Origin of the sequence: Parendozoicomonas haliclonae (assembly GCF_900174585.1) — a bacterium.
Taxonomy (GTDB): domain Bacteria; phylum Pseudomonadota; class Gammaproteobacteria; order Pseudomonadales; family Endozoicomonadaceae; genus Sansalvadorimonas; species Sansalvadorimonas haliclonae.
Genome location: NZ_FWPT01000015.1, coordinates 38,817 through 65,154, shown reverse-complemented (window position 1 = coordinate 65,154; position 26,338 = coordinate 38,817). Strand labels below are relative to the sequence as shown.

The 26,338-nt window shown below is 52.9% G+C and carries 24 protein-coding genes; 13 read left to right on the top strand and 11 right to left on the bottom strand.

Annotation, left to right across the window (positions count from 1 at the left end; translation table 11 throughout):
• Window positions 1-18: 18 nt before the first annotated feature.
• Window positions 19-285 (bottom strand): hypothetical protein, encoded by a 267-nt coding sequence (locus tag EHSB41UT_RS22765; protein ID WP_087113164.1) that lies wholly within the window; start codon window positions 283-285, stop codon window positions 19-21.
• 103 nt (window positions 286-388) lie between these two features.
• Entirely contained in the window at window positions 389-1,702 is a 1,314-nt protein-coding gene (locus EHSB41UT_RS22760; RefSeq protein WP_087113163.1) for an NAD(P)/FAD-dependent oxidoreductase, read from the bottom strand.
• 266 nt (window positions 1,703-1,968) lie between these two features.
• Here EHSB41UT_RS22760 and EHSB41UT_RS22755 point away from each other — a divergent pair, with 266 nt between their 5' ends.
• The 6 genes from EHSB41UT_RS22755 to EHSB41UT_RS22730 are packed head-to-tail and all read left to right on the top strand — an operon-like array spanning window position 1,969 to window position 9,176.
• Window positions 1,969-4,239, top strand: a complete 2,271-nt coding sequence (locus tag EHSB41UT_RS22755) for an FAD-dependent oxidoreductase (protein ID WP_087113162.1) — start codon at window positions 1,969-1,971, stop codon at window positions 4,237-4,239.
• Window positions 4,240-4,282: 43 nt separating this feature from the next.
• A complete protein-coding gene (locus EHSB41UT_RS22750) occupies window positions 4,283-5,551 on the top strand; it encodes an ABC transporter substrate-binding protein (protein WP_087113161.1) in 1,269 nt (422 codons plus the stop codon).
• A 19-nt stretch (window positions 5,552-5,570) separates the two neighbouring features.
• The gene (locus EHSB41UT_RS22745) at window positions 5,571-6,497 is read left to right on the top strand and encodes a carbohydrate ABC transporter permease (protein ID WP_087113160.1); all 927 of its coding nucleotides are present in this window, start codon (window positions 5,571-5,573) and stop codon (window positions 6,495-6,497) included.
• 3 nt (window positions 6,498-6,500) lie between these two features.
• Window positions 6,501-7,337, top strand: a complete 837-nt coding sequence (locus EHSB41UT_RS22740; protein ID WP_087113159.1) for a carbohydrate ABC transporter permease — start codon at window positions 6,501-6,503, stop codon at window positions 7,335-7,337.
• A 2-nt stretch (window positions 7,338-7,339) separates the two neighbouring features.
• A complete protein-coding gene (locus EHSB41UT_RS22735) occupies window positions 7,340-8,047 on the top strand; it encodes an IclR family transcriptional regulator (RefSeq protein WP_087113158.1) in 708 nt (235 codons plus the stop codon).
• 22 nt (window positions 8,048-8,069) lie between these two features.
• Complete coding sequence (locus tag EHSB41UT_RS22730) at window positions 8,070-9,176, top strand: ABC transporter ATP-binding protein (RefSeq protein ID WP_087113179.1); 1,107 nt, start codon at window positions 8,070-8,072, stop codon at window positions 9,174-9,176.
• A gap of 75 nt (window positions 9,177-9,251) precedes the next feature.
• Here the strand turns inward: EHSB41UT_RS22730 and EHSB41UT_RS22725 are convergent, their stop codons facing one another.
• On the bottom strand, window positions 9,252-10,202 hold the full coding sequence (locus EHSB41UT_RS22725) for an NAD(P)H-dependent oxidoreductase (protein WP_087113157.1): 951 nt from the start codon (window positions 10,200-10,202) through the stop codon (window positions 9,252-9,254).
• Between the two features lie 401 nt (window positions 10,203-10,603).
• Here EHSB41UT_RS22725 and arsB point away from each other — a divergent pair, with 401 nt between their 5' ends.
• From arsB to EHSB41UT_RS22700, 5 genes are all read left to right on the top strand, one after another.
• Window positions 10,604-11,635: an ACR3 family arsenite efflux transporter gene (gene arsB, locus EHSB41UT_RS22720; RefSeq protein ID WP_087113156.1), complete on the top strand. Its 1,032-nt coding sequence runs from the start codon at window positions 10,604-10,606 to the stop codon at window positions 11,633-11,635.
• Window positions 11,636-11,749: 114 nt separating this feature from the next.
• The gene (gene arsD / locus EHSB41UT_RS22715) at window positions 11,750-12,124 is read left to right on the top strand and encodes an arsenite efflux transporter metallochaperone ArsD (protein ID WP_087113155.1); all 375 of its coding nucleotides are present in this window, start codon (window positions 11,750-11,752) and stop codon (window positions 12,122-12,124) included.
• Between the two features lie 10 nt (window positions 12,125-12,134).
• Window positions 12,135-13,844: an arsenical pump-driving ATPase gene (gene arsA, locus EHSB41UT_RS22710; RefSeq protein WP_087113154.1), complete on the top strand. Its 1,710-nt coding sequence runs from the start codon at window positions 12,135-12,137 to the stop codon at window positions 13,842-13,844.
• Between the two features lie 228 nt (window positions 13,845-14,072).
• On the top strand, window positions 14,073-14,696 hold the full coding sequence (locus EHSB41UT_RS22705) for a thioredoxin domain-containing protein (protein ID WP_087113153.1): 624 nt from the start codon (window positions 14,073-14,075) through the stop codon (window positions 14,694-14,696).
• 71 nt (window positions 14,697-14,767) lie between these two features.
• Window positions 14,768-15,355 (top strand): disulfide bond formation protein B, encoded by a 588-nt coding sequence (locus tag EHSB41UT_RS22700; protein WP_087113152.1) that lies wholly within the window; start codon window positions 14,768-14,770, stop codon window positions 15,353-15,355.
• Window positions 15,356-15,440: 85 nt separating this feature from the next.
• On the opposite strand, the gene katG is transcribed toward EHSB41UT_RS22700, so the two are convergent.
• From katG to EHSB41UT_RS22670, 6 genes are all read right to left on the bottom strand, one after another.
• Entirely contained in the window at window positions 15,441-17,615 is a 2,175-nt protein-coding gene (gene katG, locus EHSB41UT_RS22695) for a catalase/peroxidase HPI (RefSeq protein WP_087113151.1), read from the bottom strand.
• 129 nt (window positions 17,616-17,744) lie between these two features.
• Window positions 17,745-18,704, bottom strand: a complete 960-nt coding sequence (locus EHSB41UT_RS22690) for an alcohol dehydrogenase catalytic domain-containing protein (protein ID WP_087113150.1) — start codon at window positions 18,702-18,704, stop codon at window positions 17,745-17,747.
• A 96-nt stretch (window positions 18,705-18,800) separates the two neighbouring features.
• Entirely contained in the window at window positions 18,801-19,916 is a 1,116-nt protein-coding gene (locus EHSB41UT_RS22685; protein WP_087113149.1) for an alkene reductase, read from the bottom strand.
• Between the two features lie 15 nt (window positions 19,917-19,931).
• Window positions 19,932-21,029 carry an alkene reductase gene (locus EHSB41UT_RS22680; RefSeq protein WP_087113178.1) on the bottom strand — a complete coding sequence of 366 codons (1,098 nt, stop codon included), beginning with the start codon at window positions 21,027-21,029 and terminating at the stop codon, window positions 19,932-19,934.
• Between the two features lie 129 nt (window positions 21,030-21,158).
• Window positions 21,159-22,040: a LysR substrate-binding domain-containing protein gene (locus EHSB41UT_RS22675; RefSeq protein WP_087113148.1), complete on the bottom strand. Its 882-nt coding sequence runs from the start codon at window positions 22,038-22,040 to the stop codon at window positions 21,159-21,161.
• Window positions 22,041-22,067: 27 nt separating this feature from the next.
• Window positions 22,068-22,766 (bottom strand): aspartate/glutamate racemase family protein, encoded by a 699-nt coding sequence (locus EHSB41UT_RS22670; RefSeq protein ID WP_087113147.1) that lies wholly within the window; start codon window positions 22,764-22,766, stop codon window positions 22,068-22,070.
• A gap of 104 nt (window positions 22,767-22,870) precedes the next feature.
• On the opposite strand from EHSB41UT_RS22670, the gene EHSB41UT_RS22665 reads away from it, so the two are divergent.
• Window positions 22,871-23,245 (top strand): putative quinol monooxygenase, encoded by a 375-nt coding sequence (locus tag EHSB41UT_RS22665; RefSeq protein WP_087113146.1) that lies wholly within the window; start codon window positions 22,871-22,873, stop codon window positions 23,243-23,245.
• Between the two features lie 19 nt (window positions 23,246-23,264).
• On the top strand, window positions 23,265-23,957 hold the full coding sequence (locus EHSB41UT_RS22660; protein WP_087113145.1) for an SDR family oxidoreductase: 693 nt from the start codon (window positions 23,265-23,267) through the stop codon (window positions 23,955-23,957).
• 96 nt (window positions 23,958-24,053) lie between these two features.
• On the opposite strand, the gene EHSB41UT_RS22655 is transcribed toward EHSB41UT_RS22660, so the two are convergent.
• Together EHSB41UT_RS22655 and EHSB41UT_RS22650 are read right to left on the bottom strand one after the other, a co-directional pair.
• A complete protein-coding gene (locus tag EHSB41UT_RS22655; protein WP_087113144.1) occupies window positions 24,054-25,430 on the bottom strand; it encodes an NAD-dependent succinate-semialdehyde dehydrogenase in 1,377 nt (458 codons plus the stop codon).
• Between the two features lie 56 nt (window positions 25,431-25,486).
• A complete protein-coding gene (locus EHSB41UT_RS22650) occupies window positions 25,487-26,338 on the bottom strand; it encodes an SDR family NAD(P)-dependent oxidoreductase (RefSeq protein ID WP_087113177.1) in 852 nt (283 codons plus the stop codon).

Below are 26,338 nucleotides of genomic sequence, written 5' to 3'. Positions count from 1 at the left end.
TATGAGGGAGTGGAAAAATTAACGTTCGTAAAAGGCAATCATACCAGCCGGCGATTTAACGATGGCGCTGACAATATCAGGAAGCTCTGAAACCATCACATCATCCGTGCGTTCATAGGCCATGTCCTGCAAATGACAGCGATCGGCGACAGTGGTGATATACAACAGGCAATCCTCACCAACGGTTCCTTTGTAGGTGATGCCGCCACAGGCAAAAGAGTCCATATGGACCGAGATCGAGCCATATTGCTTCAATAACTGATCTCTGGTCAGGTGTCTGGCCATGTTTTTTGTTCCTGAATGTGTTCATTAAGCGGCAGAGTATCACTGACAACACTACAAAGCATCGGGCCAGCAAAGGCCCGATTTCTTTAGGTGTTCACAGTGGTTAGATCGGTGTGTAACCGTGCAGCATCAGATCGTAAACCGGTTTGATCAATGACTTTTCCATCACCCAGGCCAGTTTGCTTTCAGACAGAGGATCAACAACCTCGAACGGTAGAGCAGTGACCGGCTCCATACTGTAATCAAACTCCCAGAGCATGGCATGGCCGACATCCAAAATCATCGGGCAGGAGGTGTAGCCACTCCATTTCGCGACTAATGGTTGCCCCTGAATCAAGGCGCTCAGGTTCTCGGTGATCACAGGAATCTGGGATTTTACCGAGGCAGCAGTTTTACCGATCGGTGTACCCACGCTGTCGCCCAATCCGAAGACATTAGGATAATGCTTGTGCTGCATGGTGTACCGGTCGACTTCCAGATAGCCGACAAAGGTGGTGTTATCCGCAAGTTCGGAATTACGCACTGCCGGTACCGCACTCATAGGCGGAGCGATATGCAGGAAGTCCCACTCGACGGTTTCGACGCTGCCATCCGTTTTAGTGAAACTGGCGGTTTTGTTCTGACTGTCCACGGCGGTTAAGACTCTGCCGTAGTGGGCTGTGATATCCCGTTCCGTCCAAATCTCATTCAGCTTCTGGTTGAAGGCCTTGACTGAGAACAGTGTTGCCTCCGAGGTGTAGTAATTGAGGCTGTAGTTGTTCCGCTGGCCGGATTCTCGGACAAAATATTCAACCAGATTGGTGGCCTTCAAAGGCGCGCCAGCACACTTCATCGGGCCTTGCGGACGGGTAAAGACACCACGACCTTCACCGCGGCTGGCAAACGCCAATGCTTCCTTATAACTGGCAAGTCCGGCTTCCGGACTGAAATAAATACTGTGAATTCCGTTGTGACCAATCTCACGGGTATCCAGACCTTCGATCAGGTCATAGCGCAGTTCCAGACCAGTGGCGACTATCAGATAGTCATAAGCAATGGTGGCACCTGATGCGGTTACCACTTGATTGGTGTCCGGCAGGAACTCTGTTACAGAGTCAGGGATCCAGTTGATATCACTGTCCAGATAATCGGTATGAGGCGACAAGACATCTGCCGCTTCGGTATAAACGCCTGCCAGCAACAGTGTCTGACCAGGCTGATACCAATGCTGGGGACGAGGCTCGATGATGGAGATGGATAAGCCGGGCAGATAACGTTTCAACATATTTGCCAGACCCGTACCGCCAGCACCCCCGCCGGCAATAACGACCTTGGCACTGGTGGTCGGAGTGTTGATTTGGCAACCGCCAAGAGAAACCAGTCCGGCAGCACTCAGGGTAGCTGCACCCGTAAGAAACGTCCGTCGTTTGATATTCATAGAGTGCGCCTCAACTGTTGTTGTTCTCTGTTCGGACTCTCAATACCTGTTTAATAAGATGTTTAGTGTCGGCGGGCAAGGGCATGTTTTTTCAATAAATTTTCTCCGTATTTGCATGGGATAGATGGTGATTTGTTCGTATAGGGTTGCGCGTTTATGACCTGAATCAAACAAACTCTCACAAGCGGGCATTTGGCTGATTTTTCCATTGCAGACACGCATCAAGACTCTTAATTTCTATAATAGAAATATCAAGAGGGTGTCGTATGATTCACCAGTTGCCTTCTGACCCGCGTCCACTGCATATAGAAAACAGACGCGTCGAGTTGGTTGTTGTCGGTGGCGGTTTATCGGGTGTCTGTGCTGCAGTCGCTGCAGCCCGTGAAGGGCTGAAAGTGGTATTGGTTCAGGATCGCCCGGTTCTTGGGGGCAATGCTTCCAGTGAAGTCCGGCTGTGGGCACTTGGTGCCACATCCCATGGCGGCAATAACAATCGCTGGGCCCGTGAGGGCGGTATTATCAATGAGATTATGCTGGAAAACCTGTATCGCAACCCGACAGCCAGCCCACTGATTCTCGATACCGTTATTCTGGATTGGGTGCTCCGCGAAGCCAATATTGAACTGCTGACCAATACCGCCGCTTTCCAGGTTGAGACAGTTGAGCAACAGATTCAATGTGTGCTGGCCTTTAACTCCCAGAACAGTACCCTCTATGATCTGCAGGCCGACCTCTTTGTCGATGCCAGCGGTGATGGCATTCTGACCCATCTGTCCGGTGCCGCCTATCGTATGGGCGCGGAAGACAAAGAAGAATTCAACGAGCCGATGGCACCGGGTGAAGACTACGGCAAGCTGCTCGGTCACTCCCTCTACTTTTATACCAAGGATGCTGGTGAGCCGGTTGACTATGTGGCACCGGATTTCGCCCTGAAAAATATTCCTGAGAGTATCCCTCGTTATCGTCGCTTCAGTGCCAAAGACCATGGCTGTTCACTCTGGTGGATAGAATGGGGTGGTCGTCTGGACACCATTCACCAGTCCGAACAGATCAAATTCGAGCTGCAAAAGATTGTTTATGGTGTATGGGATTACATCAAAAACTCCGGAGAGTTTCCGGAAGCCCGTAACCTGACTCTGGAATGGATCGGCACGATCCCCGGCAAACGCGAAAGCCGCCGTGCCGAAGGCGACCTGATGCTGACCCAGAGCGATATCATCGATCAGGTGGTTCACTATGATGATGTGTCCCACGGCGGCTGGTCCATCGATCTGCATCCGGCTGACGGTGTTTATGGTGACAAGGGCAGCTGTAACCAGTATCACAGCAAGGGCATCTTCGGGATTCCATTCCGCACCATGTACAGCCGCAACATCAGTAACCTACTGATTACCGGACGGTTGTTGTCTGCCACCCATGTTGCTTTTGGCAGCACCCGGGTTATGGCTACCTGTGCCGCTAACGGACAGGTTGTCGGCACTGCCGCTGCGGTCTGTCTGGCCAACAACTGGTCACCACGGGAGCTGGCGCAACCGGACAATATCGAACAGCTGAAACTGTGCCTGCATAAAAACGGGCACCATGTGCCCGGTTATCGCCCTGTAGCGGAGAACCTGATTGCACGGGCTGATATTTCCGTCAGCAGTCAGTTGGCTTTACAGACCTTGCCGCTTTCTGGTGAATGGTTGCCTCTGGATCGTAACTTTGCCCAGCTGCTACCCATCACAGTATCTGGCGAACGCACCTTGACCATCCCGGTGCAGGTGCAGTCGAAGACTGTTTTAAAGGTGGATATTCGTACCAGCGAGAAGCCGGATAACTTCACACCGGAAGTCTCTCTGGCTCAGCTGGATATTCCGGTAAATGCCGGTGACAGCGAAGTGATTCTGTACCTGCCAGAACTGGCTGGTGAAGGTTATCGCTTCCTGTGTCTGCTGGAAAACCCGGCCATTGCCGTTGGACTGAGCGATCAGCGCCTGTCCGGTCTGGTCTCCGTTAATCAGGGTGGTCTGGAAGCGGTGAGCACAGCTTCCCGCCAGGAGCCACCGGAAGGTTTGGGCGTGGACAGTTTTGACTTCTGGACTCCGCAACGCCGTCCGGAAGGTTTCAACCTGGCGTTCTCTACCAGCACACCTTTGCATCACTTTGATGAAGAGAACCTTGTGCAGGGCGACTGTCGTCCAGGCTCCCGCCCCTGGGCGTGGATTGCCAGCCCGGATGATGCCAAACCTGTCGTGTCATTCGGTTGGGAAGAGCCGGTACAGGCTGACGAAATGACTCTGTGGCTGGACTGTGACTATGACCACCCGCTGGAAACGGTGCAGCGTCGTCACCATGACCGGGTGATGCCGTTCCTGGTGACGGACTTTACTGTGACGGTTGATGACCGGGTTATTGCCACGATCACCGATAACCATCAGGGCGTGATCCGCTTGCCGCTGGGCGATCAACCCTTCAGCAAGATTCAAATAACGATAACCAAAACCCAGGGAAGCCCTGCGTCTCTGTTCGGAGCCTTTATTGCCCCGCGTGTCTGATTGTCTTTTTTAACATCATTCGAGAACAAGAGAGATTTTGAAAATGTGGAATAGCAGAGTCCTGAAGAAACAACTGGCTGCGGCCATCTTTGCGGTCACTACCGCGCCTGCCATGGCCAGTGAAGTGACCTTTCTGAACTGGGTGACGGCCGAGCCGAGCAACAAGCCGGTGATTGAAGGCCTGATCGCCAAGACCGGTGTGGAGACCAAGGTGTTGGACAGTGCCTGGGGCGATATGCAGAAGACCATCTTCCTGCGTCTGCGCACCAAGCAGCCGCTGGATGTCAGCCAGCTGCAGGCCCGCTGGCTGCCAACCCTGGCCAATATGCCGAACCTGGTGGACTTCAATGATCTCTATGGTCAGGAATATCTGGAATCGGTGATTCCTGCAGAAGTGCTGGAAGCCGGCCGGATTAATGGCAAGCAGCTGGGCCTGCCATGGAACACCGGCTCCATCAGTCTGGTCGCTAACCGCAATATGCTGGAAACCAGTGGTATTACTGAAGCGCCGGTGACTGTCGAGCAGTTTGTTGAAGCTCTTCGCAAAGTGAAGGCCGCTTATCCGCAAAGTACTCCTTATGCCCTGATGACCAAGTCCAATGGCCTGATTACTGCCGACTTCCAGACGTGGCTATGGGCCCATGGTGGTCTGATCTTTGATCAGGATGGCAAAGTCGTGGTGAACAGTGCTGAAACCGTGGCCACTCTGAAGTTCCTGAAGAGTCTGGTGGATGAAGGTCTGGTCTCTCTCGACGTGGACCGTGGTGCCGCTCGTCGTATGTTTGGTCAGGAGTCCTCTGCCTTCTACTTTGATGCTCCTGTAGCTCGTGGTTTTGCCCGTGACTTCAGCGGTAAGGGTGCCGAGTACGACAAACACGTGTATCCGATCAAAACCCCTGTTCTCGAAGCCGGAATGACTCACCGCGCTATGGAGTGGGGCCATCTGCTGGTGCTGTTTAACGGTAAGGCCGCCCAGGTGGATGGCAAGCTCAGCAAAGAGGCTCCAGCGGTGAAGTTTATCGAAGAGCTGGCCATGAACCCTGAGATTCAGCTGGATTACTTTACCAAGGCAGGTGCCATCCCAGGTTCAAAAGAGGCCCGTGCTGACAGCGTGATCACCAGCGACCAGTACATTGTTGACTGGAACAATTCCCTGGGTGTGCCACGTCGCGACCAGCTCTCCAGCATGCGTAACAGCGCCAATTTTATCGCCGCCGTTGGTGAAGAAGTGCAGGCGGTTATTCTGGGCCAGAAGAGCGCAGAAGAGGCAGCAAAAGAGATGGAAGTACGCATCCAGCGTCTGGTGAAGTAAAAGTAGGGCGAATAGGGCTATGGATATGGTATCCACACAGAACACAGATAAACACACGACAGGGCGCAGGCGCAGCCTGAAAGCGGGTGATCGACGCTTTGCTCTGATGATCCTGATACCGGCGATGACCGCCTTCCTGATCATGGTGTTCTATCCATTCATGGATGCCATGTCCATGGCTTTCTACCAGTTCACCATCTATGACCTGGAACCCATTTTTATAGGATTTAGTAACTTTCAGTCGATCCTGACCAATCCCTATGTGCTGGAATCCTGGGTGACCACCGCCATCTTTGTGGTGGGCACCACGGCCCTGACCATGTGCGTGGGGCTGGCCTGGGCACTGCTGATGTACCAGAACTTCTTTGGTCGCAGCGTGTTCCGTACCCTGACTCTGCTGCCATGGATCTTGCCCAGCACCGTCAGTGCCTTTATCTGGGCCTGGATGCTGAACGGCAAATACGGGATTGTGAATGCGCTGCTGCTGGGCAGTGGTGTGGTGGACGAAAACATTCAGTTTCTGTCCGATGATCTGGGCGCGATGATGGCGATTATCCTGACCCGTACCTGGATCTCTATTCCACTGTTTATGTCGTTTTTCCTGGCAGGGCTGCAGGGGCTGGATTTCCAGCAGATTGAAGCAGCCCGTCTGGATGGCGCCAGCAACTGGGTGGTGGTGCGTCGTATTATTCTGCCGCACCTGCGTCCGGTATTTCTGGTCACCGCAGCACTCGGCATGATCGGTAATCTCCAGCAGTTCGATATTATCTATGCCCTGACCGGTGGTGGCCCGATCCGCTCTACCACTGTGCTGTCCATCGAGGTTTACACTCAGGCGTTCCAGAACTGGGATCTGGGTATGGCTTCCGCAATCGGTGTGCTCTGGGTCTTCACCCTGATGCCACTGGTCGTGTACTACCTGCGTAGTCTGTTCAAGGAGGATTAAGCGATGTTTGAATTACGTTCCTGGCAGGCGCGCCTCGGTTTTGGATGCTTATTACTGCTGATTGCCTTCTTTCTGTTCTTCCCTGTGTACTGGGCGCTGATCAGTGCCTTCAAAGGTAACAGTGAACTCTATCAGCTAAACCCGACGCTGTTTCCTGGAGAGATTCACTTTGGTCACTTTATCACTGCGTTGACCGAGGGGAACTTGCTGCTGCAACTGAAAAACAGTCTGCTGACTTCTACTTCTTCAGCGCTGTTAAATGCGGCTCTGGCATCACTGGCCGGTTACAGCTTCGCCAAGTTTGAGTATCCGGGTAAAAAATCGCTGATGCTGCTGATTCTGTCTGCCCAGATGTTTCCGTTCGGTGTTCTGCTGATCAGTATCTATCCAATGCTGCAGACGGCCGACTTGCTGGATACCAAACTGGGTCTGACTATCTCTTACATTGTTTTTGCTCTGCCAGTCAGCACCTACATGATGTACAGCTACTTCAAGCAGCTGCCGAATGAGTTGATTGAAGCGGCCAAGGTGGATGGTGCCAGTAACTTCCGGATTTTCTACCGGATCGTTCTGCCGATCTCCTTCCCGGCTTTTATCACTGTAACCCTCTATGCCTTTATGTGGTCCTGGAATGACCTGCTTTACTCAATGACCCTGATAACCTCTGAAACCAACCGCACAGTAGGCCCGGGTCTGTTGCTGCAATACATCAATGAGAACAATGCCGACTGGGGCGGTGCCATGGCTGCCTCGTTTATCGCAGCATCCCCGGTGATTCTGGTCTTTGCCCTGTTGCAGAAGCAGTTTATTGGCGGCGTCACCTCCGGGGCGGTGAAATAGTTATGTCCTCGCAACCGAACCAAAGCCTGATTGACGGTATCCGTTGCTTCCAGGAGCTGGCCAGTAGTGATGTCCCACTGGGCAATGCTGAACTGGCGGAACGACTGGGTATCAATGTGGTGAAGGCCAACCGCCTGTTGATGACCTTGAAAAGCATTGGCCTGGCGGAGCAGGGCAGTCACAAGAAGTACCGGCCAGGGCCGGCCATTCAACTGCTGGCCGCTCAAAGCTTTCACGGTTCCCACCTGTATAAGCAGGCCCTGAGTGTACTGGCACAACACCAGTATCCTGACCGGATTGTCGCAATGGGTGTGTTGTGGAATGACTCGGTCGTTTATATGTACCACGCCTCTCCGGGACAGGCGATGCATGAGGCTCTTGGTGGTTACCGCCTCTACCATGCCACCCAGTCCAGTATCGGGCAGCTGTTTCTGGCTGATCGTGAGGATGAGGCTCTTGGTGCACTGGTAGAGCCATTAAAGCCGGAAGAGCAGGAACGGCTGCTCGACAATATCCGGCAGATACGCGAACAGGGCATTTCCATCCTGTTTGATACTGAAAAACAGAGTTTCAATATTGCCATGAAGGTGACCATCGACGGGTCTGAAGCTGGACTGGCATTTTCCGACCTTATGTTGAACCGGGCAGAACTGGATGACGCTATCAGCCAGCTGCACGAACTGGCGCGTCAGATAGAGCGCAATCATTAAGCCCCGGGTGAAGGAACTGATCATGGCTGATTTACAACTGAAAAAAGTTTTCAAGCGTTATGGCAAGGTTGAAACTATCCATGGGGTGGATCTGGATATCCGCCATGGCGAGTTTATTGTGTTCGTTGGTCCGTCCGGCTGTGGTAAATCCACCCTGCTGCGGATGATTGCCGGTCTGGAAGAGGTGAGTGAAGGGGATGTGTTTATCGGTGGCAAGGATGTGACCACCACCCAGCCCAGCAAACGCGGCATTGCCATGGTATTCCAGTCCTATGCGCTCTATCCCCATATGAGTGTGAAGGAGAATATGAGCTTTGGCCTGGAAGTGACCGGCGAAAGTAAGGATGTGATTGAGGAACGTGTTGCCGAAGCCGCGCGTATTCTGAAACTGGAACCGTTACTGGATCGAAAACCACGACAGCTGTCCGGTGGTCAGCGGCAGCGGGTGGCTATTGGTCGAACCATCGTGCGTAAGCCAGAGGTATTCCTGTTCGATGAACCGCTCTCCAATCTGGATGCGGAGTTGCGAGTGCAGATGCGGATTGAGATTTCTCGTCTGCATGAACAGCTGGGCAACACCATGATCTATGTGACCCACGACCAGGTGGAAGCGATGACCATGGCCGATCGAATTGTGGTTCTGCGTGATGGTAATATCGAGCAGGTTGGCACGCCAATGGAACTGTACCATTCGCCATGCAACCAGTTTGTGGCCGGCTTTATCGGTTCACCGAAGATGAACTTCCTGCCGGTGTCTGTAACCAGTGTCGTTGGTCAGACTGTGAGTGTACGCCTGCCGGACTCCCAAGAGATCACATTGAATGTCGAGCATGGTGAATTAGCCGTGGGGGACAGCATGACGCTGGGAATTCGTCCTGAACACTTCCTGCATGGTGAGAGTGCTGATATCACCCTGCAGATTAAAGGTGATGTGATTGAGCGGTTGGGTGGCACCACGTATGTGTATGGTGAACTGGATGGGCAGACGCTGATTATTGAAGCCGATGGTGAAAAGGATATTGTTCGTGGTGAACTGATGGACTTCAGTTTCCATCTGAACCGTTGCCATCTGTTTGATAAGGACGGTATTGCTTGTAAACAGTTAGCGGTTGAAGCTGCTGCCGCCTGATTCTTGATTTAACTGCTCAACAACAAGGAGCACAGCTTGATGCTGTACTCCTTGTTTTTTTATAGGTCTTGTTCGTCAGACCACTTCCACCCGGTAGTCAAACAGGGTGACAAAGTTTTCATCATCCAGTGCCAATCGCCAGACTTCCTTGGCCAGAATACTGACCGGTTCATCGTTATGGGTTACGGCTTCAACGCGCACCAGGAAATCGACCTGATAATGGTTTTTTTCCAGATGACTGACATCCATACGCTCTAAAAGATGCAGGGCACCTTCCTGAAAACTCTGGCGCAGGAGCTGATACCAGTCGGTAAAGCCGGCCTTGCCCCGGAAGGTTCCCTCAGGGCCATCCAGATGCAGGGAGTCGTCAATATGGCTGAGGAACCAGCCCGGATCATCCGGCAGCTTATCGAACTCCTTGAACCAGTGTTCGACAAAATCCTTCACTGCGGACTGGCGGCTGGTGGTCAGCGATAACTCTTCCAGCGTTGTAATCAGCTGCTCGGCATGGTCACGGGCCCGGGCTTCGACACCTTCCTGAGTGTTATAGACGCCGGGTATATAAACCATACCGTGGCTGTACACCGGCGGGTGATAAACCATACCGGCCAGATAAGCCGTCTGCTCAAGCGGCGTCATCAGCTGCTGCACAGAAAAGTGGTTATACCCGAGGGGATGGTAAGACTGCTGGGGACCACCAATGGTAAACGACAACAAGAAATGTTTGCCCTTTAGCTTGTCACCTTCCGGGCCGTAGGCGAAGTTAAAGGTAAACACCTCATCCAGCCAGAGCTTCAGCAGACCCGGCATCGAGTACCAGTAAAAAGGAAATTGCAGCACCACACTGTCGGCATCCAGTAGCGCCTGCTGTTCAGCCTTTATATCGAATTGGTAGTCGGGATACAGAGTATCCAGCCTTCGTACTCCCAGGGTCTCAATACGCTGCTCCAGCTGTTCAAGTATGACTTTATTGGTGTAGGACTGTTCCAGATTAGGGTGGCCGGAGATGATCAGAACTCTATTCATAACGGGGCCTGTTCGTCCGCAGGGTATTAACCATGGAGACCAAAACCGTACTGTGGTGCCCATGGCAGGAGTCGGTTTCACAATATAGGCAATATAGGTGGTCTTTCCGCAGGGTGTGCAATGGAAAAATAATTTTATAAAGCACTTGTCGTAAGAATAAGACAGGCGTATCGTCCATCGTGAATTGACGATCATGATAATCCGCAGGTAAGGCCGCTTTCCCGGAGCATCATGTCACCCTCCAATAAGTTGTCTGCTAACAAGACTCTGCTAAACCTGAGACGTTGAGCGAGAACGGTGCACTTCAATGACGAGTGCAACCCGGGGCTTATTGGGCTTCAGTATTTTTTTACCTTTTGTCATCGCGTTTCGACGATTTGCGATTTTTGTGAGGGCCCGTTATGGGACTTTTTGAGCGTTATCTAAGTGTCTGGGTGGCTCTGGCCATGGTCGCTGGTATTGCCGGCGGCACGCTGTTTCCGGAACTGTTTACCCTGATGGGTGGCTGGGAATACGCCAATATCAATCTGGTGATTGCCGTACTGATCTGGCTGATGATCTACCCGATGATGATGCAGATTGACTTTACTGCGGTAAAAAATATCCATCGTCGTCCAAAAGGGCTGATCGTTACCCTGACGGTGAACTGGCTGATCAAGCCCTTCACTATGGCGCTGCTGGCGATTGCTTTTATCCGTTACTTCTTTGGCAGTTTTACCGGTTTGATTACACCGGAACTGGGTGATGAGTATATTGCCGGTATGATTCTTCTGGGTGTGGCTCCTTGTACGGCGATGGTGTTTGTCTGGAGCCAGCTGACCAAGGGCGACCCTAACTACACGCTGGTGCAGGTGGCTGTGAATGATCTGGTGATGGTCGTCGCTTTTGCTCCGATTGCTGCGTTGCTGCTGGGCGTGACGGATGTCATCGTGCCATGGAGCACTCTGTTCCTGTCCGTGGTGCTGTTTATCGTGATTCCGCTGGTTGCCGGACTGATTACGCGCAAAATGGTGGGCAGTGAAGAGGAACTGCAAAGCTTTGGCGCGACGATCAAGCCGTTCTCTATTCTGGGCTTGATTCTGACCGTCGTGCTGTTGTTTGGCTTCCAGGCGCCACGGATTCTGGCAAATCCGGTCGATATCGTGCTGATTGCCATTCCTCTGATTATCCAGACCGTGCTGATCTTTGCCATTGCCTATGGCTGGATGTACAAGTGGAAAGAACCCCACAGCATTGCTGCGCCGGGCGGGATGATTGGTGCGTCCAACTTCTTTGAACTGGCAGTGGCCGTTGCCATCAGCCTGTTTGGCCTGAACTCCGGTGCTGCGCTTGCCACTGTTGTTGGTGTGCTGGTGGAAGTGCCTATCATGCTGGCCCTGGTGGCTTATGCCAACCGCACCCGTGACCGCTTCCCGGTGGCTCACGCTTCCTGATTGAAACTTCCAGCCTGAAACTCTGCATTCCCGGCTGATCTCTCCCCGAGGTCGCCAGGGAATGCTCTTTACCACTCGCTTTCTTCATTGCGTTGAATCGTAAGGAATACGACTGTGTCCGTTATTACTGTTTTCGATCCTGCCATGTGTTGTTCCTCTGGTGTTTGTGGTCCTAAGCCAGATCAGAAATTGTCTGTATTTTCCGCAGATCTGGGACATCTGGAGACGCTGGGCCATCAGGTGACCCGTTACAATCTGGCTCAGGAACCCGCTGCCTTCGCCGCCAATCTGACTGTTAAAGTTTTGTTGGAATCCCATCAAAATGAGGCTCTTCCAGTCATCCTGCGCGATGGCGAGCTGGTCAGCTATGGCACGTATCCTTCCCGTGATCAGTTAATCGCTATGGCCGAAGGTGCAGCGCAGGAGGCCGGGTCTGAGCCAAAAGCAGAACAAAAGCCTGCCTGTTGCGGTTGTGGCGGTGCGTGCTGAGGGCCGGGCAATGAACTTTCTGGACAATGCGCCCCGCATACTGTTCTTTACCGGTAAGGGTGGCGTGGGTAAAACCAGTACTGCCTGTGCATCTGCAGTCTATCTTGCGGGCCGGGGTGAAAAGGTTCTGCTGGTCAGTACTGATCCCGCGTCCAATATTGATGAAGTGCTGGCAACACCGCTCAGCGGTGAACCAACAGCGATTCGTGATGTTGAGAACCTCTTTGCCCTGAATATTGATCCCCGTGCGGCGGCTGCCGCTTATCGGGCACGAGCCATTGATCCTTACCGAGGTATCCTGCCGGACGCGGTGCTGGAGAATATGGAAGAGCAGCTTTCCGGGGCCTGTACTCTGGAAATTGCTGCTTTTGATGGCTTTACCGAACTGTTGGTCGGCAATGAAAAAACGGCGGATTTTGACCGGATTATTTTCGATACCGCACCAACCGGCCATACGTTACGTTTGCTCTCCTTACCCAAAGCCTGGACTGGGTTTGTTGCCGACAGCACCACTGGCTCTTCCTGTCTGGGACCGCTGGCAGCTCTGGAAAAGCAGACCCGGATGTACGCGCAGGCGGTCGAGACCCTGGCAGACGAAAGCCAGACCCGTCTGGTGCTGGTGACCCGTCCGGAAGCCGCTTCTATCAAGGAGGCTTCTCGAACCAGTGAAGAGCTGGCCGCGCTGGGTATTACTAATCAGCACCTTGTCGTGAATGGCCAGTTTGTGGCCACTGATCTGACTGACCCTGTTGCCGTTGCCCTGGCTTCCCGTGCGGAAACTGCGCTGAGTGCAATGCCTGAGAATCTGCGTCAGCTTGCTCTGACCACTATTCCTTTGGCACCTGTGCTGCCAGTTGGGCTGGAAGGCTTGCGTCGTTTCTTTGCGCCGCAGATCGATACCTCTATCACTCAGGTTGCTGCTATAGACTCTGTTCAGGGCGATGAGCTGGAACAGTTTATTGAGGAACTGGCTGCCAGCGGCCGTGGTGCAGTAATGACCATGGGTAAAGGCGGTGTTGGCAAAACGTCGATTGCTGCCATGATTGCCCGCCGGTTAGCAGAAAAAGGCCATCCGGTGACCCTGACCACAACGGATCCTGCTGCTCATGTCGCTGATGCTGCCGGGCAGGTTCCAGCCCACCTGCTGCGGGTCGAGCGCATTGATCCTGTTGTGGAAATTGAACGTTATCGGAAAGAAGTACTGTCGGAAGCCACCGAACTGGATGACGATGGACGTGCACTTCTGGAGGAAGATCTGCGTTCTCCGTGCATCGAAGAGATTGCCGTGTTCCAGGCTTTTGCCCGCACAGTCCATCAGGCTGATGACCGCATCACGGTGATTGATACGGCGCCAACCGGACATACGATCCTGCTGCTGGATGCTGCCCAGAGTTACCACAAGGAAGTGTTGAAGCGGGGGGATGCCCATTCCGATGAGGTGACCGGTTTATTGCCACGTCTGCGGGATCCTGCGTTTACCCGTCTGCTGATCTGCACCTTGCCGGAAGCCACGCCGGTTCATGAGGCTGCGGATTTGCAGGAAGATCTCAAGCGTGCCGGTATTACCCCGGCGGGCTGGGTCGTAAACCAGTGTCTGCAACCTTTGGCGGTGACCGATCCGCTGCTGGTGGCGCGTCGGGCAAGGGAAGCCGTTTACCTCAGGGAAGTGGCTGACACCCATGCGTCCCGGGTGTTTATTCTGCCTTGGCAGGAGCGATAAACCCTGACTGTGCTGCAGAGGGGAAAGCCCTTTGCGGCACAGCAGAGCGTGTATTCAGGAGGGTATGGAAAAGTGTCGGGGGACGGTATTCCATTACCTTTCATGTGTTTTTATACGTATTGCTTCTTATGGGTTCGTCGCGTCACTATTCATCCAGATATTATTAATTCCTGCCTGAGGTATCGTGCGCGATCCATCAAAGGGCAGGGCAGTGGGAACATCGCATCAATGAAGAAGTTTTTTGCCGTCTTTCTCTACCTGTTGCCGGTATTGGCATTTGCTCAAACCGCAGTGTTTAAAGAAGGAACCCATTACGAAATAATTGAGGAACTGCAAGCGTCCTCGCAGCCTATGGTGACCGAACTGTTTTCTATCTACTGTGGCGGCTGTTATCAGTGGGAGTATGGTCCCCTGGGTTCGTTGCAGGCATGGTTGAGCGGTCAGAATATTGGCTTTGATCAGGTGCATATGGAGTTTATGGGTGATTACGCCAGGCAGGCCAGTACCGCTCTGGCCATGACCCAGAATACACCTCAAGAGGCGTCTGTTAAAAAAGCATTGTTTGGTCGTATTCACGAGCAGCGCAGAGGCGACTGGGGCAGTGAGAAAGAGTTCTATCAGACTCTGGAGCAGGCCGGCCTGACTAAGGCGGATTACGACAAGAAAAAGCGTTCACTGGCGACCCGCAAGCGCCTGATGGCCTGGAACCGTTATGCCGACCACGTTACTTCCGTGCCGAGCTTTATGGTTAACAATCGCTATCTCATTAATATGGGCAGCCTGAGCTCCTATGATGAGCTGCATGGCCTGATTGCTTATTTGTCTAAAAAAACAGCCGTTCAGGCTCAGTAAATAACGACGAACGACCTGCGGAAGTTTTTCCGGCAGGTCGCTCCGGATAGAAGAACAGAATCGGGGGCGTTATGGGAATCGCGCACTTTGTGGAAGAACTGCAGCAATTGAAGCAGAATCCGCCGGCGACACTCTTCCGTTGGCAAGGCTACCGGATAACCTGGGTGATCATGCTGGTGACAACGCTCTTTCTGGAGCTCTGCGCCCTGTATTTCCAGTACATTGCTCATATGGACCCTTGCGAACGCTGTGTGTATCAGCGACTGGCAGTTATGCTACTGGGGTTGGCTTCTGTAGTGATTATGGTGTCACCCCAACAACGTGTTCTGCGTTTGCTCGGTTATGGTATCTGGCTGATGGGAGCGGCCTACGGTTTGAGTGAGGCGATCAACCAGACCGCCGATTACGCCGGGTTCAATCCCTTCTCCTCCAGCTGCAGTCTGCAGCCGGTGTTCCCTTTTGAACTGCCGCTCGATAATTGGTGGCCGACCATGTTCCAGCCAACAGGTATCTGTGGTGCCGATAACTGGACACTGTTCAGCCTGAATATGGCCCAATGGATGGTGATTATCTTCTCTATCTATTTGTTGGCCGCTGCCGTTTGTATCCTGAGTTCAGCCTATGGCTGGCTGAAAAAAATCAGTCCAGTTAGCCGTTAATCGCTGGGGGCTGTTTCTGATTCGTCCGGCAATATCCCATATCTTATGTGAGATATTGCCGGAACGTTCTTTGGATGTTAGTGGATCAATACAGATCAAAACGATCCGCATACATCACTTTGGTCCACGCATTCACAAAGTCTCGCACAAACTTTTCTTGATTATCATCCTGGGCATAGACCTCAGCATAAGCCCGTAGCACTGCATTGGAACCCAATACCAGATCAACGCGGCTGGCCGTCCATTTCACCTTACCGGTTGTGCGATCCCGTACCTCATAAAGATTCTCAGACACCGGATGCCAGGTGTTGCCCATATCGGTAAGGTTCAGAAAGAAGTCATTAGTCAACTGACCTTCGCGATCGGTAAATAGCCCCTGTTTGCTCTGTCCATAATTGGCACCGAGTACCCGCAGGCCGCCAATTAAAACCGTCATCTCTACGGCGGTCAGACGCATCAGCTGTGCCCGCTCAAGCAGAAGCTCTTCTGCACTCACCACATAATCCCGCTTGAGCCAGTTGCGAAAGCCGTCGTGTACCGGTTCAAGAACTGCAAAACCATGGGCATCTGTCTGTTCCAGAGTGGCATCGCCCCGGCCTGGTGAAAAGGGGACGGTGACTGCAAAACCGGCGGCCTGAATGGCGTCTTCAAGACCGGTATTGCCAGCAAGAACAATCACATCAGCGACACTGGCCCCGTTCTTTGCGGCAATGGGTTCGAGGGCTTCCAATACTCTGGTGAGTCGTTCTGGTTCATTGCCAGCCCAGCTTCTTTGCGGTTCAAGCCGTATCCGTCCACCGTTGGCGCCACCCCGTTTATCTGAGCCGCGAAAGGTGCGGGCACTGTCCCAGGCGGTGGTAACTCTGTCGCTGACGCTCAGACCTGCGCCACGGATATCGGCTTTTACGGCTTCAACATCGTAGGCACAGTTGCCTGCAGGAACAGGGTCCTGCCAGACAAACTCTTCGGTAGGAATATCCGGCCCGATATAGCGGGTGCGAGGTCCGAGATCCCGGTGAGTCAGCTTGAACCAGGCCTTGGCAAACACTTCGGAAAAATAATTCTGATCCTGACGAAAGCGTTCCGAGATCTTCCGGTAGGTTGGATCCATACGCATGGCCATATCGGCATCGGTCATAATCGGTGTACGGAGAGTGGAAGCATCTTCAGTGTCTACCGGACGATCCTGATCTTCAATGCTGGTCGGTTCCCACTGCCAGGCACCGGCCGGACTTTTTTGTATCCACCAGTCGTATTTAAACAGCAGGTCGAAGTAGCCGTTGTCCCATTGAGTGGGGTGTGTCGTCCATGCACCCTCAATGCCGCTGGATACCGCATCCCGACCAATGCCTCGGCGGGTTTTGTTGATCCACCCCAGCCCCTGATCTTCCAGCTCCGCGCCTTCCGGTGCTTCACCCAGTAGCGCGGCATCACCATTACCGTGACATTTGCCGACGGTATGTCCTCCCGCCGTCAGCGCAACGGTCTCTTCATCATTCATGGCCATCCGGGTAAACGTCACCCGTACGTCATGCGCTGTTTTCAAGGGATCAGGAACACCATCCACACCTTCCGGATTTACATAGATCAGTCCCATCATCACTGAGGCAAGGGGATTCTCCAGACTGCGCTCCCCGGAGTAACGGCTGCCCGGGCTGCCGCTGGGGGCCAGCCACTCTTTCTCGGCACCCCAGTAAATATCTTTCTCCGGGTGCCAGATATCCTCCCGGCCAAAAGCGAAGCCAATAGTTTTCAGTCCCATGGATTCATAGGCAATGGTGCCGGCATAGGCGATCAGGTCTGCCCAGCTGAGCTTATTGCCGTACTTTTTCTTGATCGGCCATAACAGGCGACGGGCTTTATCCAGATTGGCATTATCGGGCCAGGAATTGATCGGTGCGAAACGCTGATTGCCGGTGCCAGCACCGCCTCGACCATCGGCCACACGGTAGGTACCGGCCGAGTGCCAGGACATGCGTATCATCAACCCGCCATAGTGTCCCCAGTCAGCCGGCCACCAGTCCTGACTATCGGTCATCAGGGCGTGCATATCCTTTTTGAGCTGGTCGAAATCCAGCGTTCTCAATGCCTCCCGATAGTTAAAGTCTTTATCCATCGGGTTGGTGAGGGCGTCATGTTGATGAAGTATGTCGAGATTGAGGGCTTTGGGCCACCAGTCGGTATTGGATTGTCCGGCTTCGGTGGCTGCACCGTGCATAACAGGGCACTTTCCGGTTTGACCGGGCGTAGGCTCGTTCATTATCCCGTCCGTCTTGTGTTGAATCAGGCACACAGAAACATAGTGGATAATTGGCGATTGGGAATGGTAGAAAATGACTGGGAGACTGCCCTGAACCTTTTCAGTTAACAGGGCAGTGTCTGTTATCACTCAGGGACAGAACTCTTCACGTACGACCACGGTTTTATGTTTGCTGTCTTCACTGTGTTTCAGGGCTTCCGGCATTTCAGTGAAATCAAACTCAACCGGCTCTTCAACCCAAAGCTTGCGGTCAGCGACACGGGCCATCAGCTGTTCACCCTTGTGCATCAGATGCTGCCAGTCTTCAGCATCACCAAAGTCGTGCAGCGCACCCAGAGCGATCTCATGGTAAGAGATAGTGCGGGTAAACGGTGGGTCAATTGGGGCAGGGATACGATCCTGAATGCAGATAATATGGCCGTTAGCTTTTAACAGCGGAACCAGCGAGGCTGCATGGCTGCCACTGTTGGCATCATAAATGGCGAAGTAATGCAGTTTGATCTCGGATGGATCCCGGTAAATTGTGCGGATGCCTAAAGTTCGGGCTTCATAATCCGTTACGCTACGGGACAACACATCCACCTGGAGTCCGGACTGCACCAGCATCTGTACCAGCAGCTTGTTGACGGCACCCAGTCCGGCAATAAGTACGCTGTAACCATGGTGGTGCGGTATTTTCTCAAAGGCCTGCCAGGCGGTGAGCATCGGACAGGGCAGGGCGGCGGCAAAGGCAAAGCTCAGGGACTCTGGCATCACCATAACCCGCTCCGCGCGGACAATGGTGTAAGCCGCGAAGCTGCCGTCAAATTTGAGTGCGGCGTGATAGGCCACACGTTTCCTCAGCCAGCTCTGATCCACACCATCTCCTACGGCTGAAACGATGCCCGCGCCGTCTACCCCGGGGATATGACCTTGCTGCCAGTTCAGAGGATTGGCATGAATAAGCTTCCAGTCCACCGGATTGATACCAATAGCCCGGTTATCAATGACCAGCTCACCAGCCCCCGGTGAAGGAATGACTTGTGGTCTGCTGGCAAGAGACGCGGTCTCGGGCTGATAAGTCCAGGCTATTGTCGTGTTTTGGCCCATAGTCTGAGGTACACCTTAAAAAACAGATAACGGGAAGAACAATGAAACGCAAAGACGAGAGTATATACCCTCGACTCTGCGTTACGATATTAGAGATCAGGCAGACTGGGGTTCCAGTGCCGGGTAATCGGTATAGCCCCGCTCATCACCACCGTAAAAAGTCGCATGAGCATCATAATCAACCGGGTTCAATGGCAGGTTATTGGCCATGCGATACACCAGATCCGGGTTGGTAATAAACGGCTGGCCATAGGCGACCATATCGGCATAGCCCGCATTCAACATGGCTTCACCGGAGGCCTGAGTATATTTCCCCGCCACCATAATTGGATGCGGGTAAATGTCGCGAACCTGTTGGCGATAGGTGTCCGGCATCTCGGTGTAGCGGGAGATGTTCTCGGAAAAGTGAACATAAGCCAGCTGCAGAGGAGCCAGAGCCTTAAGCACCTTGAGGGTCAGGGCGGTGATTTCCGGATCTTCAGCCTCATCGGCATAACCTTCAGTCACAAACGGCGATAGCCGGATAGCGGTGCGGTGCCCGCCAATCTCTGCAGCAACCGCTTCCATGACTTCCACCAGAAACCGCATGCGGTTGTCCTGGCTGCCGCCATATTGATCGGTGCGCTGGTTGCTGGAGATGCGCAGGAACTGGTCCAGCAGATAACCGTGGGCACCATGGATTTCTACACCATCAAAGCCGGCTTCGATGGCATTGCGTGCTGCGACCACAAAGTCGTTCACCGTCGCCTTGATCTCCTCAACGGTCAGCGCGCGAGGCTGTTCCGTTTCAACCATGCCGAAGCCACCTTCAGGCAACGGGCCAAAAACTTTGTCGGCATGTTTTACGTCGGAAGCGGAAACCGGCTGAATGCCTCCGGTAATGCTGCTGTGGGAGCGACGGCCTACGTGCCAGAGCTGAATGAAAATTTTACCGCCCTTGTCATGAACGGGTTTGGTCACCTGTTTCCATCCGGCCACCTGCTCCGGCGTATAAATACCCGGGGTCATAGAGTAACCGCGGCCAACCGCTGAAATAGGGGCACCTTCAGTAATGATCAGGCCGGCACCGGCACGCTGGCCGTAATAATTGGCGACCATTTGCCCAGGTACATCGCCGGTTTCAGTGCGAGAGCGGGTCATGGGTGCCATGGCAATGCGATTGTTGACGGCAAAGCCATTGTGTTCAAAGCGTTGGAAGAGAGTCTGAGTCATAAAATCGAGACCTGATTAACGGGAATAAACGGGATAGTCGGTGAGGCCTTTTTCAGTACCGCCAAACAATGTTTCCGGATCATGGCTGGCCAGCGGGTAACCTTTTTCAAGGCGCAGGGGCAGATCCGGATTGGCAACGAATGGACGACCAAAACCGATCATGTCGGCCAGACCTGCATCGATGGCCTGATTGGCTTTCTCCAGATCGTACCGGCCGGCATAAATCAATATGCCCTTGAAGGCTTCGCGCAGGGCCAGCTTGAATGAAACCGGGGTATCCGGCGCATCATCCCAATCCACCTCGGCAATATGCAGGTACACGATATGGTGCTTGTTCAACAGTGCCGCAGCTGCGGTATAGGTTTCCACCGGATTTGCATCAACCGTACCGTTCAACGTCGTGAGCGGAGCCAGGCGTACACCCACCCGGTCAGCACCAACAGCGCTGACCAGTGCAGCAACCACTTCATCGAGAAAGCGCAGGCGGTTCTCCAGACTGCCGCCGTATTCATCGGTACGGTTGTTGGCTTCTGAATCGATAAACTGGTTGACCAGATAACCATTGGCGGCATGAAGTTCAACACCATCGAAGCCCGCTTCAATGGCATTCAGTGCGGCCTGGCGATACTCCTCAATCACCTGTTTTATATCGTCATGACTCATCTCACGCGGAGTGACGACCTCAACAAAACCTGGCTGGTCACTGCCATTATCAACAAAGACCCGTACATTCTCGGCCTTGAGGGCGGAGGACGAAATAGGCTGCTGGCCACCGATATTGTCCGGATGAGTCACCCGACCCACGTGCCAGAGCTGGGCGAAGATAACACCGCCTTCGGCATGGACGGCATCTGTCACTTTTTTCCAGCCATCAATCTGCGCCGGGGTGTAGATACCAGGTGTCCAGGCATAACCTTGGGCCATGGGCGAGATCTGGGTGCCTTCAGCGACAATCAGTCCGGCACCGGCCCGCTGGGCGTAGTAGCGTGCCATCATTTCATTGGCGGTATTACCCGGCTGACTGGCGCGTGAACGGGTCATCGGCGGCATGACTATACGATTTTTAAGAACATGCTGACCAAGTTGAATGGGCTGAAACAGGGCTGCAGTCATAATTACCTCTGCAAACATCAGGCTGAACAGGAATGCGGCTATCCTACTGATACCCGGGATGATGATTGAGAGGGTAAACGACAAATAACTTTTGCGCTTTTGGCAAAAATGAATAGGTTCTTTGAGGTTTTAGAGGGTTAAGCGGGGCTGAATAAAATCCAGGAAGACGCTGATGCGTTTGGCTACTGAAGAAGACTTGTAATACACGGCATTCACCGTTTCCCGCTCCGGCTTGGGCAGCTTTTCGTTTTCCATAAGTGCGACAAGGTGTCCCTGCTCTAAATCCTTACCGACCATAAAACCGGACAGGCAGGCAATGCCATTGCCGGCCAGAGCCAGTTGTCGCACAGTTTCACCATTACTGGATGTCAATGCCGGAATCAGGGTTGTAAAGCCTTTCAGTGGCCACTGGTTCAGGATTTTCGGTTCAACAAACCCCAGAGTTGTGTGCTGGCTTAAATCTTCACACTGTTGTGGCGTCCCTTTGCTGGAGAGATAAGCGGGTGAGGCGACAATAAACAGCTCACTACGGCCAAGTGCACGGGCATGCAGGGTGGAGTCGGTGAGCTTTCCTACCCGGATGGCAATATCGGTTTTTTTCTCCAGCAGATCGACAATACCTTCATTGGAGGTCAGTTCCAGCTCAATCTCCGGATAGGCTTGATGAAAGGGCTGAATCAGGGGAACCAGCTGATGAAAAATAAACGGGCTGGCAGCATCAACCCGCAGTCGTCCTTTCGGCAGTTCTCCGCGGGACAGGATGTCATCCTCTGCAGCCTGTATCTGCTGAAGTCCGATCCGAATAGCTTCAACAAAGCGCTGGCCTTCATCGGTCAGCTCAATGCGCCGGGTGGTCCGGTTGAGTACTGATACCCCGAGCTGTTGCTCAATCCGGCTGATAGCACGGGACACCCGCGCCACCTGGATATCCAGCGCGTCTGCAGCCGGGGTAAAGCCACCAAAATCTACGACAGCAAGCAGGAGTTCCAGATCATCGGAGCGGGTGAGCATAGTGCATCCTGAGGGTTCTATGGACGACTAGTCTTTAGCCAGCGCCCACTGCACAGCCATTTCAGCATGAATGGCGGTGGTGTCAAAAAGAGGGACGGAAGTATGCGATTGTTGAACCAGCAGGGCAATCTCTGTGCAGCCAAGAATTACCGCTTCGGCACCGGCCTCTTTGAGTTTGTTAATGATGGTGAGATAGTCTTCACGGGACTGGTCGTTTATCTCGCCCTTGCACAGCTCCTGATAGATGATGTTATGGACGGTTTTTCTATCGTCCTGATCCGGTACGACAACCTCAATGCCATATTTATCGGTCAGCCGTCCTTTATAGAAATCCTGCTCCATAGTGAAAGCCGTACCAAGCAGGCCTACCTTTTTTATACCGGCAGCAATCAGCTTCTCTGCGGTGGCATCGGCAATATGCAACAGAGGGATAGAGAGTTTTTCTTCAATGGCGGGGGCGACCTTGTGCATGGTGTTGGTGCAGATCAGAAGGAAATCAGCACCGGCTTTCTCAACACCTTCTGCCGCATCGGCAAGAATTCTGGCCGTTTCATCCCAGCGACCCTGATGCTGCATCTCTTCAATTTCGGAGAAGTTAACGCTGTACAGGCTGATCTTGGCCGAGTTCAGGCCACCAAGCCGGGCTTTGACGGTTTCATTAATAATTTTGTAGTAGCTCAGGGTGGATTCCCAGCTCATGCCGCCCAGCAGTCCAATGGTTTTCATAGTTATCTCTAATAGGGATCGTTGGTGTCTTTTAATTTATGCCTTGTGCTTTTCGGGTTCTAGTACGTATTTGACCTTGCCAGAACCGACCTTCCATAGAGAGCATGAGAAATATCCCGGTTCTCGATCAGTTTTTCTATGCTGAGATCTCGGAAAACGCTGATATTGGAGGCCGTATGATTATCAATACAGTGAGAGGGCGGGTGAAGCCTGAATTTAAAGAGACCTTTATCAAAAAGATGATTTCTTTGAGTGAGACTGTCAGAGCTGAAGAGGGCTGTATCACCTATGAGTTATCAATTGTCTGTGAGGAGCCTCTGATTACCTTTCTCTATGAGCAATGGGAATCCCAAGCAGCGATTACGGCTCATTTGGCTACTCCCCATATGCAGAAACATTTTGCCGAAGCGAGCCCATGGTTCGACAGTGTGACTAGGGAGACTTATGAGGCATCCTCGGTTTCATTGGACCTATCGTAAAATTTGATCAGGGAACACTATGAATACGGGCTCAATCGTACTGGTTACCGGGGCAAATCGAGGTCTTGGCAAGGAGGTTTGCCGGCAGTTGGCTGAGCGTGATTGCCGGGTCATTTTAACGGCACGTTCATTGGATGCTGCCCGGCAGGCAGCATCCGAACTGGATTGTGGGGTTATTGCTGCGCAACTTGATGTGACAGACCCAGACAGTATCCAGGCTTTGGTGAAAAAGGTGCAGCAGGAGCATGGGCATCTGGATGTTCTGATCAATAATGCGGCTATTCATTATGACACCTGGCAAAACGCAGTGAATGCCGATCTGTCAGTCGTTCAGGAAGCTATGGACACCAATCTGTATGGCAGCTGGAGAATGATCCAGCAGTTTTTACCTCTCATCCAGAATAGTCAGCATCCACGGATTGTGAATGTCAGCAGCGGTGCAGGCGCGATGAGGAGCATGGGAGGAAGTACGCCCGCTTACAGCCTCTCCAAGGTCGGTTTAAATGCTCTAACGCTGATGATGGCCAACCAGTTAAAAGACAAGGGGGTTCTTGTGAATGCCGTTTGTCCTGGCTGGGTCGCCACCGATATGGGAGGAGCCGGTGGGCGCCCAATACCCGAAGGTGCTGCCGGTATTGTCTGGGCCGCGTTGTTACCTGATAACGGACCGACCGGTGGTTTCTTCCGGGATAAACAGGCCATTGACTGGTAATTCGGACGTGAAGGGCAACCGAGAGAAGTTCAAAACTGGCGTTGATTATGGTTCAACGCCAGTCGATTTTGAAAAGACCGGAATAACTCTCTTCGATCACAACTTACCATTTATCAGCTTGTGATTAACAAACTCTTTAATGCCCAGACCAATCAATTCACGGCCATAACCGGAATGACGAATTCCTCCGAAAGGCAGATCGGGTTCGACCAGCGTTGGGTGATTAATAAACACCATACCGGTAGACAGTCGTTTAGCGACATCCAAAGTTTTGGCTTTATCTGTCCCGAATACGGAGCCACCCAATCCATAAGGTGAATCATTGGCAATGGTCAGGGCATGATCGGCATCTTTTGCCCGGAACAGCATGGTTACCGGGCCAAACAGCTCCTGATAGTAGACCGGACTGTCTTTGGTTACGTTGGTTAGCAACATGGGCTGAACAAAGGCTCCCTGTTCGGGAATTTTTACTCCCAGCTCCTGCACGTTGGCACCATTGGCTGTCGCCAGTTTAACCTGTTCTTTTAAATCGTCAGCAGCCCGTTGTGAAGACAGGGGTGAGAGCGTTGTCCCGCTATTCATAGGATCACCAGGCTTTAGCTGGTTAATAGCTTCAGCATAACGATCAATAAATGTGTCGTATAACTCGTCAGCAATAATCATACGTTTGGAAGCAACACAGCACTGACCACAGTTAAAGAAGCGACCAAAAAGTGCCCACTTGACCGTCTCCTCCATATCGGCATCAGGCAGCACAATGAGTGCGTCAGAACCACCCAGTTCCAATGTTGATTTTTTCATAGCCCGACCGGCTTGAGCCGCAACAACTGAACCGGCTCCCTCAGACCCCGTCAGCGCGACGCCCTGAACCCGCGAATCGTTGATAATCGTTTCAATCTGGCTGCGGCTTGGATAAAGATTGATAAAGCCACCCCTGGGCAGGCCTGCATCATGGAGGAGTTTTTCAAAGGCTGCCGCACATTGGGGAACATTGGAGGCATGCTTCAGCAACAGCGTGTTGCCTGCGGCCAGTTGCGGAGCGGCAATGCGCACTGCCTGATAAAAAGGAAAATTCCAGGGTTCTATGGCCAGAATAACGCCCAGGGGTTCATGAACCAGAGTGACATCGCCGACCAGCGGGTTTTTAGCCTTTAGAGATTCTGGAGCCAGCAAATGTTCAGCGAGCTCAGCATAGTAATCAAAAATATTAGCCATCAGCTCGACTTCACCCTTGGCCTCTGTGAAGAGCTTGCCCATCTCCAGGGTCATTAATCGGGCCAAATCATCCGCTCTTTGTCGAGCGAGATCGGCTGCGGTTTTTAATACGGCAGTGCGTTCTGCAAAGGATGTTTCTCGCCAGGCCAGGAAAGCCTCATGGGCGGCTTCCAGAGCCTGACTGACTTCTGCATCTGTCGATTCAGGGATACGTTCGACGACTTCATTCGTGAAAGGGTTGGTGCTTGCATAAGACATAATTGAACCACCATCGGGTATGGTATGAGCTGCAAGGAGTTGCGTGCTGAACTGGCTCAGCCCAGCCAGGGAAGTATGCGACCGAACTGGACCAATTCACCTTGGGGAGTCTTTATTCCGGCGGGTGTCAGTAACAGCGAGATAAGGGCTCTTGCTGCTTCATCCGGTGTCTGTGCCTGAGACATATCATTAAACCAGGGGCGTGACGCATCGGTATCGATCAAGCCCGGACATACGGCATTGATAAGAATGCCATCATCAGGTCGGGTCTCTTCAATCATGCGGGCGGCAATACGGGCCGTAGCTACCTGACCGATTTTGGATGGGATATTGATCCAGTCCGGCCAGCCATCCTGTTCAGCTGTTCCAGCTTCCATAGCCTCGACATAACGATCCATTGTGGTCTCGATATCATCAAGGGGCTGGGTTTTGGTATCGAACAATGGCCAGAGCTGCCGGGGTAGGCGAGATAAGCGACCATAGTCGCTGGCCACAATTATATAGCGGGCATTGTCCCGTAACAGCGGCATCAAGGCTTTCAGTACTCGACACGAGCCATGGTTGTTGGTGGAAACGAAACTGCGAACCTGTTCGGATTGGGGAATATCTGGGGAAATACGGGCGGCGGCATTGGATGCCACCAGATCAACGCCACCATGCGTCTCTGTAATATAACGGGCGAAGTCGGAAATGTTGCTTCCAATGGTGATATCAAGCTGTACGACTTGGATATCTGCCTGATGATCCTTGATGTTCGCCAGTGCCTTCTGACCTCGATCAAAAGAACGTGAACAGAGGTAGACAGTATCAGCCGACGTGAGACGCCGGGCCAACCCTTTAACAAGCGCCAGCCCAAGTCCCTGATTGGCACCAGTGACAATGGCGACTTTGCCGTGTTGTTTGGTCAT

Coding starts and splice junctions, on each gene's coding strand:
- EHSB41UT_RS22765 (WP_087113164.1), bottom strand. CDS start 285: ATGGCCAGACACCTGACCAGAGATCAGTTATTGAAGCAATATGGCTCG.
- EHSB41UT_RS22760 (WP_087113163.1), bottom strand. CDS start 1,702: ATGAATATCAAACGACGGACGTTTCTTACGGGTGCAGCTACCCTGAGT.
- EHSB41UT_RS22755 (WP_087113162.1), top strand. CDS start 1,969: ATGATTCACCAGTTGCCTTCTGACCCGCGTCCACTGCATATAGAAAAC.
- EHSB41UT_RS22750 (WP_087113161.1), top strand. CDS start 4,283: ATGTGGAATAGCAGAGTCCTGAAGAAACAACTGGCTGCGGCCATCTTT.
- EHSB41UT_RS22745 (WP_087113160.1), top strand. CDS start 5,571: ATGGATATGGTATCCACACAGAACACAGATAAACACACGACAGGGCGC.
- EHSB41UT_RS22740 (WP_087113159.1), top strand. CDS start 6,501: ATGTTTGAATTACGTTCCTGGCAGGCGCGCCTCGGTTTTGGATGCTTA.
- EHSB41UT_RS22735 (WP_087113158.1), top strand. CDS start 7,340: ATGTCCTCGCAACCGAACCAAAGCCTGATTGACGGTATCCGTTGCTTC.
- EHSB41UT_RS22730 (WP_087113179.1), top strand. CDS start 8,070: ATGGCTGATTTACAACTGAAAAAAGTTTTCAAGCGTTATGGCAAGGTT.
- EHSB41UT_RS22725 (WP_087113157.1), bottom strand. CDS start 10,202: ATGAATAGAGTTCTGATCATCTCCGGCCACCCTAATCTGGAACAGTCC.
- arsB (WP_087113156.1), top strand. CDS start 10,604: ATGGGACTTTTTGAGCGTTATCTAAGTGTCTGGGTGGCTCTGGCCATG.
- arsA (WP_087113154.1), top strand. CDS start 12,135: ATGAACTTTCTGGACAATGCGCCCCGCATACTGTTCTTTACCGGTAAG.
- EHSB41UT_RS22705 (WP_087113153.1), top strand. CDS start 14,073: ATGAAGAAGTTTTTTGCCGTCTTTCTCTACCTGTTGCCGGTATTGGCA.
- EHSB41UT_RS22700 (WP_087113152.1), top strand. CDS start 14,768: ATGGGAATCGCGCACTTTGTGGAAGAACTGCAGCAATTGAAGCAGAAT.
- katG (WP_087113151.1), bottom strand. CDS start 17,615: ATGAACGAGCCTACGCCCGGTCAAACCGGAAAGTGCCCTGTTATGCAC.
- EHSB41UT_RS22690 (WP_087113150.1), bottom strand. CDS start 18,704: ATGGGCCAAAACACGACAATAGCCTGGACTTATCAGCCCGAGACCGCG.
- EHSB41UT_RS22685 (WP_087113149.1), bottom strand. CDS start 19,916: ATGACTCAGACTCTCTTCCAACGCTTTGAACACAATGGCTTTGCCGTC.
- EHSB41UT_RS22680 (WP_087113178.1), bottom strand. CDS start 21,029: ATGACTGCAGCCCTGTTTCAGCCCATTCAACTTGGTCAGCATGTTCTT.
- EHSB41UT_RS22675 (WP_087113148.1), bottom strand. CDS start 22,040: ATGCTCACCCGCTCCGATGATCTGGAACTCCTGCTTGCTGTCGTAGAT.
- EHSB41UT_RS22670 (WP_087113147.1), bottom strand. CDS start 22,766: ATGAAAACCATTGGACTGCTGGGCGGCATGAGCTGGGAATCCACCCTG.
- EHSB41UT_RS22665 (WP_087113146.1), top strand. CDS start 22,871: ATGAGAAATATCCCGGTTCTCGATCAGTTTTTCTATGCTGAGATCTCG.
- EHSB41UT_RS22660 (WP_087113145.1), top strand. CDS start 23,265: ATGAATACGGGCTCAATCGTACTGGTTACCGGGGCAAATCGAGGTCTT.
- EHSB41UT_RS22655 (WP_087113144.1), bottom strand. CDS start 25,430: ATGTCTTATGCAAGCACCAACCCTTTCACGAATGAAGTCGTCGAACGT.
- EHSB41UT_RS22650 (WP_087113177.1), bottom strand. CDS start 26,338: ATGACCAAACAACACGGCAAAGTCGCCATTGTCACTGGTGCCAATCAG.